Origin of the sequence: Ancylobacter moscoviensis, assembly GCF_007559435.1 — a bacterium.
GTDB lineage: Bacteria > Pseudomonadota > Alphaproteobacteria > Rhizobiales > Xanthobacteraceae > Ancylobacter > Ancylobacter moscoviensis.
Map to the genome: position 1 here is coordinate 650,123 of NZ_VMBP01000001.1, position 17,974 is coordinate 668,096.

14 protein-coding genes are annotated in these 17,974 nt (G+C 70.9%); 11 read left to right on the forward strand and 3 right to left on the reverse strand.

Features of this window, described 5'->3' with window-relative positions; all coding sequences use genetic code 11:
* The first annotated feature begins 90 nt into the window (after nt 1-90).
* Entirely contained in the window at nt 91-1,041 is a 951-nt protein-coding gene (locus FO470_RS03000; RefSeq protein ID WP_144341426.1) for a bifunctional riboflavin kinase/FAD synthetase, read from the forward strand.
* 68 nt (nt 1,042-1,109) lie between these two features.
* On the opposite strand, the gene FO470_RS03005 is transcribed toward FO470_RS03000, so the two are convergent.
* On the reverse strand, nt 1,110-2,012 hold the full coding sequence (locus FO470_RS03005) for a LysR family transcriptional regulator (protein ID WP_144341427.1): 903 nt from the start codon (nt 2,010-2,012) through the stop codon (nt 1,110-1,112).
* A gap of 108 nt (nt 2,013-2,120) precedes the next feature.
* Between FO470_RS03005 and FO470_RS03010 the strand changes: the two genes are divergently transcribed.
* The 7 genes from FO470_RS03010 to FO470_RS03040 all read left to right on the forward strand — a co-directional run bounded on the left by FO470_RS03010 (nt 2,121) and on the right by FO470_RS03040 (nt 11,724).
* Complete coding sequence (locus tag FO470_RS03010) at nt 2,121-3,146, forward strand: zinc-dependent alcohol dehydrogenase family protein (RefSeq protein ID WP_144341428.1); 1,026 nt, start codon at nt 2,121-2,123, stop codon at nt 3,144-3,146.
* A gap of 85 nt (nt 3,147-3,231) precedes the next feature.
* Entirely contained in the window at nt 3,232-6,291 is a 3,060-nt protein-coding gene (gene ileS, locus FO470_RS03015) for an isoleucine--tRNA ligase (RefSeq protein WP_144341429.1), read from the forward strand.
* Between the two features lie 24 nt (nt 6,292-6,315).
* Nucleotides 6,316-6,804: a signal peptidase II gene (gene lspA, locus FO470_RS03020; protein ID WP_144341430.1), complete on the forward strand. Its 489-nt coding sequence runs from the start codon at nt 6,316-6,318 to the stop codon at nt 6,802-6,804.
* A 96-nt stretch (nt 6,805-6,900) separates the two neighbouring features.
* Complete coding sequence (locus tag FO470_RS03025) at nt 6,901-7,554, forward strand: hypothetical protein (RefSeq protein WP_186291813.1); 654 nt, start codon at nt 6,901-6,903, stop codon at nt 7,552-7,554.
* Nucleotides 7,555-7,771: 217 nt separating this feature from the next.
* Complete coding sequence (locus FO470_RS03030) at nt 7,772-9,178, forward strand: M16 family metallopeptidase (protein WP_144341431.1); 1,407 nt, start codon at nt 7,772-7,774, stop codon at nt 9,176-9,178.
* An 86-nt stretch (nt 9,179-9,264) separates the two neighbouring features.
* Nucleotides 9,265-10,569 (forward strand): M16 family metallopeptidase, encoded by a 1,305-nt coding sequence (locus FO470_RS03035; RefSeq protein ID WP_418655039.1) that lies wholly within the window; start codon nt 9,265-9,267, stop codon nt 10,567-10,569.
* Between the two features lie 183 nt (nt 10,570-10,752).
* Nucleotides 10,753-11,724 carry a hypothetical protein gene (locus tag FO470_RS03040; RefSeq protein ID WP_144341433.1) on the forward strand — a complete coding sequence of 324 codons (972 nt, stop codon included), beginning with the start codon at nt 10,753-10,755 and terminating at the stop codon, nt 11,722-11,724.
* Nucleotides 11,725-11,752: 28 nt separating this feature from the next.
* Here FO470_RS03040 and FO470_RS03045 read toward each other — a convergent pair whose 3' ends face one another.
* Entirely contained in the window at nt 11,753-13,147 is a 1,395-nt protein-coding gene (locus FO470_RS03045) for a DUF3422 family protein (RefSeq protein WP_246659453.1), read from the reverse strand.
* 299 nt (nt 13,148-13,446) lie between these two features.
* Here FO470_RS03045 and FO470_RS03050 point away from each other — a divergent pair, with 299 nt between their 5' ends.
* Nucleotides 13,447-14,253: a hypothetical protein gene (locus FO470_RS03050; protein ID WP_144341434.1), complete on the forward strand. Its 807-nt coding sequence runs from the start codon at nt 13,447-13,449 to the stop codon at nt 14,251-14,253.
* A gap of 115 nt (nt 14,254-14,368) precedes the next feature.
* On the opposite strand, the gene FO470_RS03055 is transcribed toward FO470_RS03050, so the two are convergent.
* Nucleotides 14,369-14,788, reverse strand: a complete 420-nt coding sequence (locus FO470_RS03055) for a hypothetical protein (RefSeq protein ID WP_144341435.1) — start codon at nt 14,786-14,788, stop codon at nt 14,369-14,371.
* 243 nt (nt 14,789-15,031) lie between these two features.
* Between FO470_RS03055 and FO470_RS03060 the strand changes: the two genes are divergently transcribed.
* Both FO470_RS03060 and FO470_RS03065 read left to right on the forward strand, forming a co-directional pair.
* Complete coding sequence (locus tag FO470_RS03060) at nt 15,032-16,528, forward strand: FAD-linked oxidase C-terminal domain-containing protein (RefSeq protein WP_144341436.1); 1,497 nt, start codon at nt 15,032-15,034, stop codon at nt 16,526-16,528.
* Between the two features lie 23 nt (nt 16,529-16,551).
* A complete protein-coding gene (locus tag FO470_RS03065; protein ID WP_144341437.1) occupies nt 16,552-17,973 on the forward strand; it encodes an 8-oxoguanine deaminase in 1,422 nt (473 codons plus the stop codon).
* The last annotated feature ends 1 nt before the right edge of the window (nt 17,974 follow it).

Genomic DNA, 17,974 nt, shown 5'->3' on the forward strand with positions numbered 1-17,974 from the left:
TGACGGCGGCGCGGGCCGGCGCCACTTATCGCGCGTGCCGCGCCGCCGGCATGCCGACCCCTCCGCCGTGCCCTTTCCGCGTCCGGTGACATGACCCACGCTGCCGCTTCCCCGCACCCCTTCATCGTCCTGCGCGACGGGCAGGTCCTGCCCCCCGGCCTTGCCGCGCCCGTCGTCGCCATCGGCAATTTCGACGGCGTGCATCGCGGCCATCGCGCGGTGATCGGCACCGCCGTGGACCAGGCGCGCTCGCTCGGGCGGCCGGCGCTGGCGGTGACCTTCGAGCCGCATCCGCGCGCCTTCTTCCGGCCGGAGGAGCCGATCTTCCGGCTGACCCCCGAGCCGATGAAGCTGAAGCGCCTCGCCGAGACCGGCCTCGACGGCGCGGTGGTGCTGACCTTCGACGCCGGGCTCGCCGCCAAGGACGCGGAGAGCTTCGTCGCCGACATACTGGTCGGCCGGCTCGGCGTCTCCATGGTGGTGGCGGGCTACGACTTCCATTTCGGCAAGGGGCGCGGCGGCTCGCCGATCTTCCTGCGCGAGGCGGGGCGGCGGCACGGCTTCGCCGTCGAGATCGTCGCGCCGCTGCTCGACGAGGGGGCGCAGGTTTCCTCCAGCGTCATCCGCGCCGCGCTGGCGCAGGGCCGCGTCGAGCAGGCCGCCCACATGCTCGGCGCGCCGTGGGAGGTGGAGGCCGAGGTGATCCACGGCGACAAGCGCGGGCGCGAGCTCGGCTATCCCACCGCCAACATGCGGCTCGACCCGGCGGTGACGCTGGCCCACGGCATCTACGCGGTGACGGTGGAGATCGACGGCGTGCGCCACAAGGGCGTGGCGAGCTTCGGCCGCCGCCCGACCTTCGACGACGGCGCGCCGCGGCTGGAGACCTTCATCTTCGATTTCAGGGGCGACCTCTACGGGCGGGTGCTGCCCGTCGCCTTCCACGCCTATCTGCGCCCCGAGCTGAAGTTCGACAGCATCGACGCGCTGATCGCGCAGATGAACGAGGACAGCGCGCGGGCGCGGGCGGCGCTGGACTGAGCGCCGCGCCAGCTCCCTGAGCCGACGCATTTTTCTTTACGCCGGCGGCCGCCTCGCTCGAAAGCGCGCTAGAGCTCCGCGCTGCCCGGCAGCTCCGCCGCCAGCGCGTCGAGCGCGAGGCGCACCTTCACCGGCAGATGCGGGCTCGCCGGCCACAGCGCGTGGGTGGAGAAGACGAGGCGCGGCAGGTCCGCCAGCAGCGGCACCAGCGTGCCGGCATGCACGCGGTCGCGGATGAGCCAGCAGGGCAGCCAGGCGAGCCCGTGGCCGGCCTCGGCCGCCTCCGCGATGGATTCGAGATCGTCGAAGCGCAGCCGGCTCGGCGGCGTCGCCTCCACCGGCCCGCCGGGCAGCGGGAAGGTCCACGCCTTCACCCGCCCGTCCCGCGCATAGGTGATGGCGTGATGGCGGGACAGGTCCGCCAGCCCCGCCGGCGCGCCGTGGACGGCGAGATAGGCGGGCGCCGCGCACACCGTCATGCGCTGCAGGCCGACCGTGCGGGTCATCAGCCCGCTCCCGTCGCCGATGGCGCCGTTGCGGATGGCGAGGTCGTAGCCGTCGTCCACCACGTCCACCAGCCGGTCCGACAGGGCCATGTCGATCTCCAGCCGCGGGTGGCGGGCGGCGAGCCGCGCCAGCACCGGGGCGACGCAGCGCCGGCCGAACAGCAGCGGCATGGCGACCCGCAGCCGGCCGACGGCCTCGCGCCGGCCGGATTCCAGCGTCGAGCGGCCGGCGCGCAGCTCGTCCAGCGCCCGCACGCAGCGCTCGTAATAGACCTGCCCGTCGGCGGTGAGGCTCTGGCGGCGGGTGGAGCGGTGGAACAGGCGGACGGCGAGGCGCGATTCCAGCCGCGCCACCGTCTTGGCGACCGCCGAGCGCGTCAGCCCCATGCGCTCGGCGGCGGCGGAGAAGCTGCCCGTCTCCACCGAGGCCACGAAAACGTCGATGCCGGCGAGAACGTCGCTCATGTCGATTGATGCTCAAAATTCGCCAATGATGGGAAAACCTATCGCAACCGGAGCCTTATGCTCAACGATAACGTCCGTCCGACATCGATTTTGGTCAAGGAGCGAATGATGACGGACAGGATGCGACGCTGGCAGATCGACGATTACGGCCGGGCGGCGCTGGCGCTGAAGGAGGTGCCGGTGCCGCGCCCCGGCGCCGGCGAGGTGCTGGTGAAGGTGGAGGCGGTCTCGCTCAACTATCGCGACACGCTGGTGATCGCGAACGGCCTCGGCGCGCCGCTCGACTTCCCCTTCACGCCGGGCTCGGACCTCGCCGGCACGGTGGTGGCGGCGGGCGAGGGCAGCCGCCGTTTCGCCGAGGGCGAGCGGGTGATCTCCACCTTCTTCCCCGGCTGGATCGACGGGCTGCCCAGGGGGGATTCCGCGACCCTGCCCTATCAGGCACTCGGCGGCGCTTATCCCGGCATGCTGGCGGATTATGTCGCGCTGCCGGAGGAATGGCTGGTGCGCGCGCCGCGGACGCTGGCGCCCGAGGAGGCCAGCACCCTGCCCTGCGCGGGCCTCACCGCCTGGTTCGGCCTCGTCGAGCGCGGGGGCCTGAAGGCGGGCGAGACGGTGCTGGTGGAAGGGACGGGCGGCGTCGCCCTGTTCGGCCTCGCCATCGCCCGGGCGCATGGCGCCCGCACGATCGTCGTCTCCGGCAGCGCCGGCAAGCTGGAGCGGGCGAAGGCGCTCGGCGCCGACATCGGCATCGACCGCACGGCCGGCGACTGGGTGGAGGCGGTGCGCGCGGCGACCGGGGGCTATGGCGCCGACCATGTCCTGGCGCTCGCCGGCGGGCCGGCGCTCGGCCGGGCGGTGGAGGTGGCGGCGATCGGCGGGCGCATCGCCCAGATCGGCATCATCGAGGGATTCGATGCCGCCCTGCCGCTCGGCCCGCTCATGCTCAAGCAGCTCACCCTCAACGGCATCGGCGTCGGCCATCGCCGGGCGCTCGAGGATCTGGTGCGGGCGGTGGACACGGCCGGGCTGAAGCCGGTGATCGACGCCCGCTACCGGCTGGAGGAGCTGCCGGCGGCGCTCGACCATCTCGAACGCGGCGCCTTCGGCAAGATCGTGGTCACGCCGGGCTGAGGGCCGGAGCCCGCGAACGGCCTTCGCGCCCTTGCACCGCCCCGGCGCTGCGCTTAAACCGTGCGGCGAGTGTAAGGAGCGCGTGATGACGAGCCGCAACAGCGATGGTCGCAGCGAGAACGAGGCCGCCGGCGAGAGCGCGGCCCGCGATTATTCGTCGACCCTGTTCCTGCCGCAGACGGATTTCCCGATGCGCGCCGGCCTGCCCCAGCGCGAGCCGGAGCTGCTGGCGCGCTGGGAGCGCATCGACCTCTACGGCCAGCAGCGCAAGGAAGGCGAGGGGCGCCCGCGCTTCGTGCTGCATGACGGCCCGCCCTACGCCAACGGCAACATCCATATCGGCCACGCGCTGAACAAGATCCTGAAAGACGTGGTGGTGCGCTCGCAGGGCGCGCTCGGCCACGATTCGAACTACGTGCCGGGCTGGGACTGCCACGGCCTGCCGATCGAGTGGAAGATCGAGGAGCAGTACCGCGCCAAGGGCAAGAACAAGGACGAGGTGCCGGTCGTCGAGTTCCGCCAGGAATGCCGTGCCTTCGCCGAGGGGTGGATCGACGTCCAGCGCGCCGAGTTCAAGCGGCTCGGCGTCGAGGGCGACTGGTCTCACCCCTATGTGACCATGAGCTACGACGCGGAAGCGCAGATCGCCCGCGAGATCGTGAAGTTCGCCGGCAACGGCCTGCTCTATCGCGGCTCCAAGCCGGTGATGTGGTCGGTGGTGGAGCGCACCGCGCTCGCCGAGGCGGAGGTCGAGTACCACGATCACACCTCGACCACGATCTATGTGAAGTTCCCGGTCACCGGCTATCGCGAGAGCGACGCCACCGCCGGCGGCCTGCCCAAGGGGCTGAAGCCGGCGAGCGAGGCGGACGACATCCACCTGTTCCCCTCCTATGAGGGCGCCAGCGTGGTGATCTGGACGACCACGCCCTGGACCATCCCCGGCAACCGCGCCGTCGCCTTCTCCAAGGACGTCACCTATGCCGTCTACGAGGTGACGGAGGCGCCGGCCGACAACTGGGCCAAGGTCGGCGAGCATTTCATCCTCGCCGACAAGCTCGCCGGGGAGGTGTTCAAGGCCGCCCGCGTCACCGGCTGGGAACGCCGCAAGGAGGTGGACCCGACCCATCTCGTCTGCGCCCACCCGCTGGCCGGCGTCGAGGGCACGAAGGGCTATTTCGACTTCCCCGTGCCGGTGGTGGCGGGGGACTTCGTCACCGACGAGACCGGCACCGGCTTCGTGCACATCGCCCCCGGCCACGGCGCCGACGACTTCAACCTCTACATCGCCGAGAGGCTCGGCGAGGTGCCGCATACCGTTGGCCCGGACGGGCGCTATTACGACCACGTGCCGCTGTTCGCCGGCCATCGGGTGATGGACGACAAGGGCAAGGACGGCGACGCCAACGACGCGGTGATCAAGGCGCTGGCGGCCGCCGACAAGCTGATCGCGCGCGGCCGGCTGAAGCACCAGTACCCGCATTCCTGGCGCTCCAAGGCGCCGGTGATCTTCCGCAACACGCCGCAATGGTTCATCGCGATGGACAAGGACATCGCGGCGGCGGACGGCTCCTCGACGAAGGGCGACACGCTGCGGGCGCGCGCGCTCGGCGGCATCGCCGGCGTCGACTGGGTGCCGGCCTCCGGCGAGAACCGCATCACCGGCATGATCGAGAACCGCCCGGACTGGGTGGTCTCGCGCCAGCGCGCCTGGGGCGTGCCGATCGCCGTCTTCGTGAAGGACAGGGGCGACGGCACGGTCGAGATCCTGCGCGACGAACAGGTCAACAGGCGCATCGCCGACGCCTTCGCGGCGGAAGGGGCCGACGCCTGGTACAAGGAAGGCGCCGCCCGGCGCTTCCTCGGCAACGATTACGACGCCAATGAGTGGACCAAGGTCGACGACATCCTCGACGTCTGGTTCGACAGCGGCTCCACCCATGCCTTCACGCTGGAAGTGCGCGCGGACCTGAAGGTGAACCGCGCCTTCACCGGCGGGCCGGACCGGGTGATGTACCTCGAAGGCTCGGACCAGCATCGCGGCTGGTTCCATTCCTCCCTGCTGGAGAGCTGCGGCACGCGCGGGCGCCCGCCCTACGACGTGGTGCTGACCCATGGCTTCGTGCTCGACGAGCAGGGCCGCAAGATGTCGAAGTCGGTCGGCAACGTGGTCGCCCCGCAGGAGGTGATCAAGTCGTCGGGCGCCGACATATTGCGCCTGTGGGTGTGCGCTTCCGACTATTCCGACGACCTGCGCATCGGGCCGGAGATCCTCAAGACCACGGTCGAGACCTACCGCAAGCTGCGCAACACGCTGCGCTGGCTGCTGGGCTCGCTGCACCACTACCGCGAGGCCGAGCGCATCGCCTATGCCGACATGCCGGCGCTGGAGCGCATGGTGCTGCACCGCCTCGTCGAGCTCGACGCGACGGTGCGCGAGGCCTATGCGGCCTTCGACTTCAAGCGCGTCAACGCGGCGCTGACCGCCTTCATGACCAGCGAGCTGTCGGCGTTCTATTTCGATGTGCGCAAGGACGCGCTGTACTGCGACCCGATCTCCTCGGTGACGCGCCGGGCCTGCCTGACCGTGCTGGACGAGGTGTTCAACCGGCTGGTGGTCTGGCTGGCGCCGATCCTGCCCTTCACGGCGGAAGAGACCTGGCTGTCGCGCTTCCCCTCCGAGACCGGCTCGGTGCATCTCGTCACCTTCCCCGAGACGCCGGCCAAGTGGCGCGACGACACGCTCGCCGATGAATGGCGCAAGATCCGCCTCGTGCGGCGCGTGGTGCTGGGGGCGCTGGAAGTGGAGCGCGCGGCCAAGCGCATCGGCTCCAGCCTGGAGGCGGCGCCGGTGATCCATGTCACCGACCCCAACCTGTTCGCGGCGGTGAGCGCGGTCGACCTCGCGGAGGTGTGCATCACCTCCGACGCGCATCTGGTGCCGGACGAGGGGCCATCGGGCGCCTTCCGCCTGCCGGACGTGCCTGGCGTCGCGGTGGTGGCGGCGAAGGCGGTGGGCGAGAAATGCGCCCGTTCGTGGAAGATCTCGCCGCTGGTGGGCACCGATCCCGAGTTCCCGGACGTGACGCCGCGCGACGCCATGGCGCTGCGCGAGCTGGCCGCCGCGCGGCGGGCGGCGGAATGATGCGGCGCGGGTGAAAGCGCGACGATGAAGCTCCGCCTCGCCGGTCCGCTGACGCTCTATGGCGGCCTGTTCGCCCTCGCCGCACTGGCGATCGACCAGGGAACCAAGCTCGCCGTGCTCCACGGCGTCGATTTCGGCGAGACCGGCAAGGTCACCCTCACGCCGTTCCTCGACATCGTCTACGCCTGGAACACCGGCATCAGCTACGGGCTGTTCGCGCAGGGCGTGGACGGCTGGTGGCTGCTGGGCGGGCTGAAGATCGTCGCGGCGGTGGTGTTCTGGTTCTGGCTGGCGCGGGTCGACCGCCGGCTGGAGGCGGCCGCGCTCGGGCTGCTGATCGGCGGCGCGCTCGGCAACGCCATCGACCGCGTGGCCTATGGCGCGGTGTTCGACTTCGTGTCGCTACACGCCTTCGGCTATTACTGGTATGTGTTCAACCTGTCCGACGTGGCCATTGTTGCCGGTGTCGGGCTGCTTTTGTATGATTCATTTTTCGGGGACGCCGCAAAATAGCCGCCCTGGAATGACATCGGAGCTTCCGCACGCTTGAGCGGGGCCCGTCGGCGCGGCCTTCACGCCGCCCACGGACGATCCGCAGGAGACGACCGGATGATGAGACGACACCTTGCGACCCGCACCCGGCTGCTGGCCGGAACCGCGCTGTTCGGTGCCCTTCTGGCCGGGGCGCCGGCCTACGCCCAGGAAGACTCGGACCTTAACCTGACCGGCAAGCTCCTCACCGCGATCGGCCTCGTGGCGCCGCCGCCGCCGGATATCGACTATCGCGAGCGCGCGCCGCTGGTGGTGCCGCCGTCCGGCGACGCGCTGCCGCCGCCGCGCGATGCCGGCGCCATGGCGCAGAACCCGGCCTGGCCCAAGGACCATGACACGGTGGCGCGGCAGAAGGCCATCGCCGCCGAGCCGGTGATGCGCGACGAGACCGACACCGCCCACCGCGCGCTTTCGCCCTCGCAGCTCGAGCGCGGCGCCAAGATCGGCGGGGCGAGCGGCAGCGGCTTCGCCAACCGCCGCAAGAACGACGACAACCGGCTCTCGCTCAACCAACTCGAATTCTTCGGCTGGACGAAGAAGGAAGAGAAGATGGAGTTCGAGGGCGAGCCGGACCGCGAGCTGCTGACCCAGCCGCCGGTGGGCTACCAGACGCCCGCGCCGGGCGCCGCCTATGGCGTGGTCGCCGACCGGCCGGAAGAGAAGCAGTGGAGCCTGCCGAGCTGGTTCGACCGCACGCAGTCGAACAAATAGGTCCCGGCGGAACATTCGGGTTCCGGCAGAGACCCCTGCCGCACTTCTGCCGCGTCTCACTTCGCGGTGATCGGGCGTCGCCACGCTTCGCATGAGCGGCGCCCCGTCGCTACATTGCGCCTGCGATCCCCGCCCCGCGCCGCCCTTCCCGGCGGCACGCCAGATGGCGCCTTCCGGGACGGACGCCGAAACGGATGCCGCTGTGACTGGAAGAATCATGCCCGCACTCATGCTGATCGCCGGCGCTGCCGCCGGCGCCGCCGGACTTGCCGCCGCCGCGCCCCGCGCCGAGGCGGCGGAGGTTTCCGAGTTCACCCTCGACAACGGCATGCAGGTGGTGGTGGTGCCCGATCACCGGGCGCCGGTGGTCACCCACATGGTGTGGTACCGGGTCGGCTCGGCCGACGAGCAGCCCGGCAAGTCCGGCATCGCCCATTTCCTCGAGCACCTGATGTTCAAGGGCACGGCCACGCACCCCGCCGGCGAGTTCTCGCAGGTGGTGTCCAAGCTCGGCGGCCAGGAGAACGCCTTCACCTCGCAGGACTACACCGCCTATTTCCAGCGTGTCGCCAAGCAGCATCTGGGCACGGTGATGGGCTTCGAGGCCGACCGCATGACCGGCCTCGTGCTGACCGACGAGGTGGTGCTGCCCGAGCGCGACGTGGTGCTGGAAGAGCGCCGCATGCGCACCGACAACGACCCCAGCGCGCAGCTCTCCGAAGCCGCGCAGGCGGCGATGTATGTGAACCACCCCTACGGCCACCCGATCATCGGCTGGGAAGACGAGATCAAGCAGCTCAACCGCGAGGACGCGCTCGCCTTCTACCAGCGCTTCTATACGCCGAACAACGCGATCCTCGTGGTTGCCGGCGACGTGGAGCCGGACGAGGTGAAGAAGCTCGCCGAGGAGACCTACGGCAAGGTGAAGCCGCGCGCCGAGATCGCCGAGCGCGAGCGCCCGCGCGAGCCGGCGTCGCGCGCCGAGCGCCGCCTCGTGCTGGCGGACGGCCGGGTCGGCCAGCCGGCGCTGTCGCGCAATTATCTCGTGCCGGCCTTCCGCAACGACAAGCAGGAAAGCGTGGCGCTCGACGTGCTCTCGCAGGTGCTTGGCGGCGCGACCGGGCGTCTCTACCGCTCGCTGGTGGTGGAGAAGGGCCTCGCCGCCAGCGCGGGCGCCTGGTACCAGTCGACGGCGCTCGACGACACGCGCTTCGGCATCGCCGTCACCCCGCGCCCGGAGGTGACGATGGAGGTGCTGGAGAAGGCGCTCGACGAGACCCTCGCCGCGCTCGCCAAGGACGGCCCCGATGCCGGCGAGCTGGAACGCGCCAAGACCCGGCTCGTCGCCGATGCGGTCTACGCGCAGGACAACCAGGCGACACTGGCGCGCATCTACGGTGCCGCGCTTGCCACCGGCTCGACCGCCGAGGACGTGAAGGACTGGCCCGATCAGGTCAAGCGCGTCACCGCCGAGGAGGTGCGCGACGCCGCCCGCCGCTGGCTGGTGCCGGCGCGCGCGGTGACCAGCCAGCTCCTGCCGGCCGGTCCGGCTTCGGGCCCGACGCCGGCCGCGGTCGCTCCGCCCGCCGAAAGCGGCCATGCCCGCCCGGAGGACCGTTCGTGAGCGGCCCGTCGGCCGGCCGGGCGCCGCGCGGCGGACGCCCCGGCCTTCTCCGCTCCTTCCTTTCCCTCGCCGCCGCGGCCACGATCATGACCCTCGCTCTCGCGCCCACTTCCCCCGCCCAGTCCGAGACCACGCGCATCCAGCGGGTCATCAGCCCCGGCGGCATCGAGGCCTGGCTGGTGCACGACACGACGCTGCCGCTGGTGGCGGTGGAGGTCGCCTTCCTCGGCGGCGCCGCGCAGGATCCCGCCGACAAGCCCGGCGTCGCCAATCTCGCCGCCTCGCTGCTCGACGAGGGCGCCGGCGACCTCGATTCCCGCGCCTTCCAGGACCGGATGGCGGAAAAGGCGATCGAACTGCGCTTCGACGCCTCGCGCGACATGACGGGCGGCTCGCTGCGCACGTTGTCGGAGAATGTCGACGAGGCGTTCGAGCTGATGCGGCTGGCGGTGACCGCGCCGCGCTTCGACGACGAGGCGGTGGAGCGCATCCGCCAGGGCCAGCTCGCCATGCTGCGCCGGCGGCTGAACGATCCCTCGACGCTGGCGAGCCTCGGCTGGTCGGCCCGCGCCTTCCCCAACCATCCCTATGGCCGCCCGGTCTCCGGCACGCTGGAGAGCGTGCCCGCCATCGGCCGCGACGAGCTGAAGGACTATGTCCGCCGCACCGTGGCGCGCGACAACCTGAAGATCGCGGTGGTCGGCGACATCACGCCGGAGAAGCTGGGCCCGGCGCTCGACCACATGTTCGGCGCGCTGCCCGCCAAGGCCGAGCTGACCCCGGTGCCGGACGCGGTGCCGCAGGGGCTCGGCACCGAGGTGGTGAAGGAACTCGACGTGCCGCAGACCTCCATCGTCTTCGGCGGCATCGGGCTGAAGCGCGACGATCCGGACTTCATCCCGGCCTTCGTGCTCAACCACATGCTCGGCGGCTCGGCCTTCTCCTCGCGCCTGTTCAAGGAAGTGCGCGAGAAGCGCGGCCTCGCCTATTCCGTCTACAGCCATCTCGCCCCGCTCGACCACGCGGCGCTGATCCTCGGCGGCACGGCGACCAAGAACGACCGCGCCGGCGAGTCGATCGAGCTGATCCGCTCGGAATACCGCAAGCTGCTGACCGACGGGCCGACCGAGGCCGAGCTGGAGGACGCCAAGAGCTACCTGATCGGCTCCTTCGCGCTGCGCTTCGACAGCTCCGCCAAGGTCGCCTCCCAGCTCCTGCAGATCCAGATCGACGATCTCGGCATCGACTATATCGACAAGCGCAACGAGCTGGTCGGGGCGGTGACGCTGGACGACATCAAGCGCGTGGCCGCGCGGCTGAACGAGAACCCGGCGCTGCTGTTCAGCCTTGTGGGCAAGCCGGCGGGCCTCGTCCCGAACAAGGGGGGCTGAGACCCGCCTTGCGCCCGTTGTGCGGCTCCCGCCTTGCGCAGGACCGCCGTCACGGGCCATTCTCTGCCGCCCGTCGCCTGCTATAAGGGCGGCGGGACGTGACAGTTCGAAAGATCGGCCGCCGGCGCCTTGGGGAAATGACGCGCCGCGGCCCATCCAGCCGGTGCGGCGGGGAGTATGCGTATGGGTATCAGGGACGAGCGGAACGGAACCGACGGGGAAGCCGGGCGGCGCGCCGAGAGGCGGGGCGGGCCGGGCAGAACCCTCCTTCTCCTTCCCGCGCTCGCCCTGCTGCTTGCGGGCTGTGCCGGCAACGGCGTTGGCGGCGGCGACGGCAATGAGGGCCCGATGGGCTCGGGCAATTCCGGCGGCCAGGGCCTGTTCGGCTCGACCATGCAGACCACGACGGTGGCGCGGAGCCCGTCCGGCGGGAACACAAGCGGCGCCGGCACGGCGGCGGTGACGCCGGGCGATGCCGATGCGTCCGAGTTCACCTGCCCGCCGGTGCAGGTGCGCGGCGGCGCGGCGGCCTGGCAGGTGACCGACCCGCAGGACGGAGCGGTACGCTACCAGGCGACGCTCGGCCAGTTCTCCCGCGAATGCCGCTTCACCGCGCCCGACATGACCATGCGCGTGGGCATCCAGGGCCGCGTCCTGCTCGGTGCGAAGGGCGGACCGGGCAAGGTCAACGTGCCGATCCGCGTCGCCATCGTGGAGGAGGGCCCGACGCCCAAGTCGGTGTGGACCCAGTTCTATTCGGTGCCGGTCGAGATCGGTCCGGGCGTGCTGCAGGTCGATTTCAGCCTCGTGGCCGATCCGAGCTTCCCGCGGCCGACGCCGGCGCTGTCCGAGCGCTACGTCGTCTATGTCGGCTTCGATCCGCAGGGCGCCAACGAGAAGCCGCAGCGCCAGCGCCCGCCGGCGCAGGCCCGCCCGCGCACCCAGTCTCAGCCGCAGGCCCAGCAGCAGCCCCGCCAGCCGACGCGCCAGACGCAGACGGCACCCGCCGCCGCTCCGGTGCAGACGACGGCCCCGGCTGTGCAGGCCGCGCCCGCCGCTCCGGTGCGGACCGTGGCGCCGGCTCCGGCGTCGAACGATGGTGACACGCAGTGGATCGGCGCCCCGGCGCCCTCCACCGGCACCTTCTCGCAGTAAGGATCTGGAAGAAGCGGGACGAGGCGTCTCACGCCTCGTCGGACGGCTTCTCGATCACGGCGCCGGGATGGATCCGGCCGGCGGCCGGCCGCTCGCCATGGCCGATGTCCGAATGGCCCTTGCGGATGCGGCGGACCACCATCCAGATCAGCAGCGCCACGAAGGGCACCGCAATGGCGGTGACGATGCCGACGTCGTAGTGCAGGCCGATGGCCTCGGCCCGCGCGTGCAGCCCCTCCAGCGTGTAGTGCAGCAGGCTGATCACGTAATAGGAGATGGCGGCGACCGACAGGCCCTCGACCGTCTGCTGCAGGCGCAGCTGCATGCGCGCACGGGCGTTCATCGAGCGCAGGAGGTCGCGGTTCTGCTGCTCCAGCTCGACGTCGACGCGCGTGCGCAACAGGTTGGCGGCGCTGGTGAGCTTGACCGACAGATTGGCCTGGCGCTGCTCGATGGCCTGGCAGGTGCGCATCGCCGGCTGCAGGCGGCGGGTGAGGAACTGCTGCCAGGTCGGATAGCCCGAGATCTGCCGCTCGCCGATGGTGGTGAGGCGCAGGTCGACGATTTCCTGATAGGCGCGGGTGGCGCCGAAGCGGAACAGCGAGGCGGCGGCGTCGGCTTCGAGCTGCGCGGCCAGCGAGGTCAGCGCGTCGAGCAGCTTGTTGTTGGCGGCCAACCCCTCGCTGCGGCGCATCTCCTCGGTGAGCGCGCCGAGCTCGTTCTCGATATGGGCGACGGTCGGCGCGAGGCGCTGGGCCTCCGGCAGGCCGAGCAGGGCGAGGGTGCGGTAGGTCTCGACCTCCAGCACGCGCTGGACGAGCGCGCCGGCGGCGTCCGCCGTCATCCCGCGGTCGCGCACGAGGATGCGCACGAAGCCGGAGGGGTCCGGCTGGAAGTCGGTGGCGATCTCGGCGAAGCCGTCCTCGACGTCCGAGCGGGCGAGGCTGGTGCGGTCGAACAGCCGGTCGAGCGGCAGCGCGTCGGCGGTGTCGGTGACGAGGTGCAGGTCGACGGCGACCAGCAGCGGGCCGGGCTGCGGCAGCTGGGTGAGCACGTCGGCGAGGCTGGCGGCGGAGGGCTGGAACGGCAGGCCGCCCTCGATCACGTCCTCCGCCGGCAGTTCCCAGGTGTAGGTGGTGAATTCGGCGTGGCGCTCCCAGCGCAGCACGGCGCCACCGAAGGCGACGCGATGCTGCTTGGCGTCGCGCGACGGCTCGGGCTGGCCGCGCGCCAAGCACAGGGCGGCGAAAGCGGCGCGGTCGGCGAGCGCCTGGGCACGGTCCACGAGGAAGGCGACGTGGAGGATGCGGGCCGGCGTGGAAATCGCCACGAAGGGGCGGGCATGCAGTTCCGCCAGCACCGGCGCGCGTAGCGGGTGATCGTAGAAGGCCTTGCCGGCCGGGGCCGTCTGTCTTGCCGTCACGGGGTCGCTCCCCTCATGGCCGCCCGGAAAGACCGGGGCGGCGGAACCGCGCGCCGCCCAGTGGGTTGCACGCTGGTGGAGCGCTGGCAAGAGGCATCTGGACGCGGGTGCAGCGCACACCAAGGACGCGGCGGTGGGCCTTCTCCCGCCAGCTTCCGCGGCGTGAGTGTTGCGGATTGGCATCAGCCTTTTGGCAAAGAGGAGACGGGGCGGGCTCCGCCATAAGACGGCCCAGAAACCATTTGCAAGGGCCGGGGGGCCAGCGCATGAAGTTCGTAGTTGTTTCGGGATTTGTGACAATGAGATTCTCGCGAGCCTGGGCCTTTTGCCTCGCCATTGCCGCCATCCTCGCCGTTTCCCTTTCCGTTCCGGCCGAAGCGCAGTCGCGCCAGCAGCAACAGCCGCAGCTGCGCGTCTATCTCCTGCGCGGTCTCGCCAACATCTTCTCGCTGGGCATGGACGACCTTGCCGCCAAGCTCAACGCGCGCGGCATCCGCGCGAGCGTGCACCCCTATGGCGACTGGCAGGCGCTCGCCAGCCAGGCGGTCGCGCAGGCGGGCACCGGCAAGCGCCGCGCGCCGGTGATCATCATCGGCCATTCGCTGGGCGCCGACGCCGCCGTCTACATGGGCAACAAGGTGAGCGGGGCCGGCGTGCCGGTTCCGCTGGTCGTGACCTTCGATCCCGTCAACCCGAACACCGCCTCGGCCCGCATCGGCAAGGTGGTGAACTATTATCAGGCCGGCGGCTCCGGCAAGCCGGTGTCCGGCCCGCGGGTCGAGAACATCGACCTCACCAATTCCGGCTCGCTCAGCCATTTCAACATCGACAAGGCGGCCGACCTGCACCAGCGCGTCATCGCGATGATCCAGCGTCCGCAGCGCCCGGTGGCGCGCCGCAAGCCGAAGCCGGCGGCGACGCAGAACGTGGCGGCGCCCGCTCCGGCGGCGAGCCCGGTTTCGGCGCCGGCCGCCACCCCGGCGGCGACGCCGGCCAGCGTGCCCGCCACGCCGGCTTCCGGCTCGTCGACCTCCAGCTCGACCGCGGGAGCCGAGACGGCGGCCGCGGCCAGCGCCACGTCGGCCGGTACCGGCACCTCCAACTGACGCCTTTTCCGGCCGTCGCGGCCGGGACGAAAAAACGGCGCGGCGCCGCATCGGCCCGCGCCGTCGTCATTTCTGGCGTCGCTCGCGAGGGGGCAGCCCTCGCTTGGCGGTGCCGTCAGGCCGGGACCACGGAGAAGACGACGAAGGTGTGCAGCTCGCCATCCTCGTCGCGCAGCGAGACATATTCGCCGGGCGCGAAGGCGTGGTCGCCGAAGCGATAGCCGGTCTCGTCGTCGTCGCTGGCGTTCTGCTCGTAGTCGAACACCCAGCTCGCACCCGAGACGCCGCCGGCGCGGCGCACCAGATAGCCACTCTCCGGCGTGTCATTGCCCCAGAAGCGGGTGACGGTGCAGGCCTCGCGCACGTCCTTCCAGGCCTCGGCGTCGATATGGCCGCTCGCGTCCAGCGGCGCGACGAATTCGTAGCCGTGGCGGGCACTGCCGTCCGGGAAGTCCTTCGAGCGGGCCAGATGCAGGCGGATGCGCTGAAGCTCCCGCGTCTCGGCCCTGGTATCGGTGGCGGCGGCGTCGGTCATGCGCGTCTCCTTATCTGTTGCTTGGGCCGGGACCTGCGTCCGGTCGGCCATCTGCGAAAGCCCTACGACCTAGAGGTGCGCGCTTCCTTGATCCGGCGCAAGGGGCGGCGGATGACCCGCGCGAAGCGCTGCGGGCGAAACGGGAATTCGCCCTTGGTCTAGTTTTTTTACCATAGGAAGGTTAGACGCTTTTCCCTAGAATAGGTCGAAACCAGAAACGTCGCCGTTCAAGGGAGAAGCGCCATGTCGGGCCTCGTCATGCCGGAGCCGAAGGCCGATGTCCTGGCCCGCCGCTCGCAGATCATCGCCGACCTGCGCGCCATCGTGCCGGGTGAGGGCGTGATCGACACCGAGACCGAGATGCGCCCCTTCGAGAGCGACGGGGTGACGGCCTATCGCCAGCTTCCCCTCGCCGTGGTGCTGCCCTCGACCACCGAGCAGGTGTCGAAGGTTCTCGCCTACGCGCATGCGAACGGCATTCCCGTGGTGCCGCGCGGGGCGGGCACCTCGCTGTCGGGCGGCGCCCTGCCGCTCGCCGACGGCATCCTGCTCGGCATGGGCAAGTTCAACCGCATTCTCGACATCGACTTCGCCAACCGCAGCGTGGTCGCCCAGCCGGGCGTGACCAATCTCGGCATCACCACGGCGGTGGCGCATGAGGGCTTCTATTACGCGCCCGACCCCTCCTCGCAGATCGCCTGCACCATCGGCGGCAATGTCGGCGAGAACTCCGGCGGCGTGCACTGCCTGAAATACGGCCTGACCACCAACAACGTGCTCGGCGTCGAAATGGTGCTGATCACCGGCGAGATCATCCGCGTCGGCGGCAAGCATCTCGATTCCGGCGGGCTCGACCTGCTCGGCCTCATCGTCGGCTCGGAAGGGCTGCTGGGCGTCGTCACCGAAGTCACCGTGCGCATCCTCAAGAAGCCGGAGACGGCGCGCGCCGTGCTGCTCGGCTTCCCGTCCTCCGAGGCGGCGGGGGCGTGCGTGGCCGCCATCATCGCCGCCGGCATCATCCCCGGCGGCATGGAGATGATGGACCGGATGATGGTCCACGCCGCCGAGGCCTTCCTCGGCGCCGGCTATCCGCTGGATGTCGAGGCGCTCCTGATCGTCGAGCTGGACGGGCCGGAGGCGGAGGTGAACCACCTCATCGACCGCGTCGCCGAGATCGGCAACGGGCTCGGCTGCATGACGCTGCGCGCCTCCACCAGCGAGGAGGAGCGCGTCGCCTTCTGGGCCGGGCGCAAGGCCGCCTTCCCGGCGGTGGGCCGCATTTCGCCGGACTATCTGTGCATGGACGGCACCATTCCGCGCAAGGCGCTGCCGGAGGTGCTGAACCGCATGGAGCAGATGTCGGAGAAATACGGCCTGCGCTGCGGCAACGTCTTCCACGCCGGCGACGGCAACCTGCACCCGCTGATCTGCTACGACGCCAACAAGCCGGGCGAGCTGGAGAAGGCGGAAGCCTTCGGCGCCGACATCCTGCTGCTCTGCGTCGAGGTGGGCGGGGTGCTGACCGGCGAGCACGGCGTCGGCGTCGAGAAGCGCGACCTGATGCCCTCGATGTTCGACGAGACCGATCTCGCGCACCAGCAGCGGCTGAAATGCGCCTTCGATCCGGACGCGCTGCTCAACCCCGGCAAGGTGTTCCCGGTGCTGCACCGCTGCGCCGAACTGGGGCGCATGCACGTCTCCGGCGGCAAGCTGCCCTTCCCGGACATTCCGCGGTTCTGAGGCGAGGTTTCGAGCGTCTGCCCATGGCCACCCTCCTCGTCCGAAACGCCACGGTGCTCGTCACCATGGACGGCGCGCGCCGCGAGATCGCGGGCGGCGGGCTGTTCGCGCGCGACGGCGTGATCGAGGCGGTCGGGCCGGGCGACAGCCTGCCGGCCAGCGCCGACCGGGTGATGGACCTTGCCGGCCATGTGGTGCTGCCGGGCCTGGTCAACGCCCACCATCATCTCGACCAGACGCTGACGCGCAACCTGCCGGCGGCGCAGAACGTCAACCTGTTCCGCTGGCTGAAGGCGCATTACCGGCTCTGGGCGGCGCGCACGCCGGAGGCCTCGCGCACCGCCACGCTCGTCGGCCTCGCCGAACTCGCCCTGTCCGGCTGCACCACCTGCTTCGACCACGCCTATGTCTTTCGCAACGGCTGCCGGGTCGACGACCAGATCGGCGCGGCGCGCGAGATCGGCCTGCGCTTCATGGTCTCGCGCGGGTCGATGTCGCTGGGCGAGAGCAAGGGCGGGCTGCCGCCGGACGACTGCGTGGAGGACGAGGACGACATCCTCGCCGACAGCGAGCGGGTCATCAGCGCCTATCACGACGCCGCGCCGGGGGCGATGACGCGGATCGCGCTGGCGCCCTGCTCGCCCTTCTCGGTGACGCCGGAGCTGATGCGCGAGAGCGCCGCGCTGGCGCGGGCGAAGGGGGTGCGCCTGCATACCCATCTCGCCGAGACCGTCGACGAGGAGCGCTACACGCTGGAGCGCTTCGGCCGGCGGCCCGTCGCCTATATGGAGGAGCTGGGCTGGCTGGGCGAGGATGTGTGGTTCGCCCACGCGGTGCATGTGAACGCCCATGAGATCGGCTGCTTCGCCGATGCCGGGGTCGGCGTGTGCCACTGCCCCTCCTCCAATATGCGGCTCGCCTCCGGCATCGCGCCGGTGAAGGCCTATCGGCGCGCCGGCGTGAAGGTCGGGCTCGGCGTGGACGGCTCGGCCTCCAATGACGGCAACAACCTGCTGGGCGAGGCGCGGCAGGCCATGCTGCTGGCGCGGCTGCAGATCGCGCTGCGCCCGCCGGAAGGGCCGGACACCACGCTCTCCACGTCCGACCCCGCGCGCGACCATGAATGGATGAGCGCCCGCGAGGCGCTGGAACTGGCGACGCTGGGCGGGGCGGCGGTGCTGGGGCGCTCCGACATCGGCTCGCTGGAGCCGGGCAAATGCGCCGACTTCTTCGCCCTGCGGCTCGACGACGTCGCCTTTGCCGGCGGCCTCGCCGATCCCGTCGCCGCCGCGCTGTTCTGCACGCCGGGCCGCGCCGCCTTCACCGTGGTGCACGGGCGCCCGGTGGTGGAGCACGGCGACATCGTCACCATCGATCTGCCGGCGGTCGTCGCCGAGCACAACAAGCATGCCGCGCGGCTCGCCGCGCTCTCGGGAGGTGCCTGAA

Coding starts and splice junctions, on each gene's coding strand:
- FO470_RS03000 (WP_144341426.1), top strand. CDS start 91: ATGACCCACGCTGCCGCTTCCCCGCACCCCTTCATCGTCCTGCGCGAC.
- FO470_RS03005 (WP_144341427.1), bottom strand. CDS start 2,012: ATGAGCGACGTTCTCGCCGGCATCGACGTTTTCGTGGCCTCGGTGGAG.
- FO470_RS03010 (WP_144341428.1), top strand. CDS start 2,121: ATGACGGACAGGATGCGACGCTGGCAGATCGACGATTACGGCCGGGCG.
- ileS (WP_144341429.1), top strand. CDS start 3,232: ATGACGAGCCGCAACAGCGATGGTCGCAGCGAGAACGAGGCCGCCGGC.
- lspA (WP_144341430.1), top strand. CDS start 6,316: ATGAAGCTCCGCCTCGCCGGTCCGCTGACGCTCTATGGCGGCCTGTTC.
- FO470_RS03025 (WP_186291813.1), top strand. CDS start 6,901: ATGATGAGACGACACCTTGCGACCCGCACCCGGCTGCTGGCCGGAACC.
- FO470_RS03030 (WP_144341431.1), top strand. CDS start 7,772: ATGCCCGCACTCATGCTGATCGCCGGCGCTGCCGCCGGCGCCGCCGGA.
- FO470_RS03035 (WP_418655039.1), top strand. CDS start 9,265: ATGACCCTCGCTCTCGCGCCCACTTCCCCCGCCCAGTCCGAGACCACG.
- FO470_RS03040 (WP_144341433.1), top strand. CDS start 10,753: ATGGGTATCAGGGACGAGCGGAACGGAACCGACGGGGAAGCCGGGCGG.
- FO470_RS03050 (WP_144341434.1), top strand. CDS start 13,447: ATGAGATTCTCGCGAGCCTGGGCCTTTTGCCTCGCCATTGCCGCCATC.
- FO470_RS03055 (WP_144341435.1), bottom strand. CDS start 14,788: ATGACCGACGCCGCCGCCACCGATACCAGGGCCGAGACGCGGGAGCTT.
- FO470_RS03060 (WP_144341436.1), top strand. CDS start 15,032: ATGTCGGGCCTCGTCATGCCGGAGCCGAAGGCCGATGTCCTGGCCCGC.
- FO470_RS03065 (WP_144341437.1), top strand. CDS start 16,552: ATGGCCACCCTCCTCGTCCGAAACGCCACGGTGCTCGTCACCATGGAC.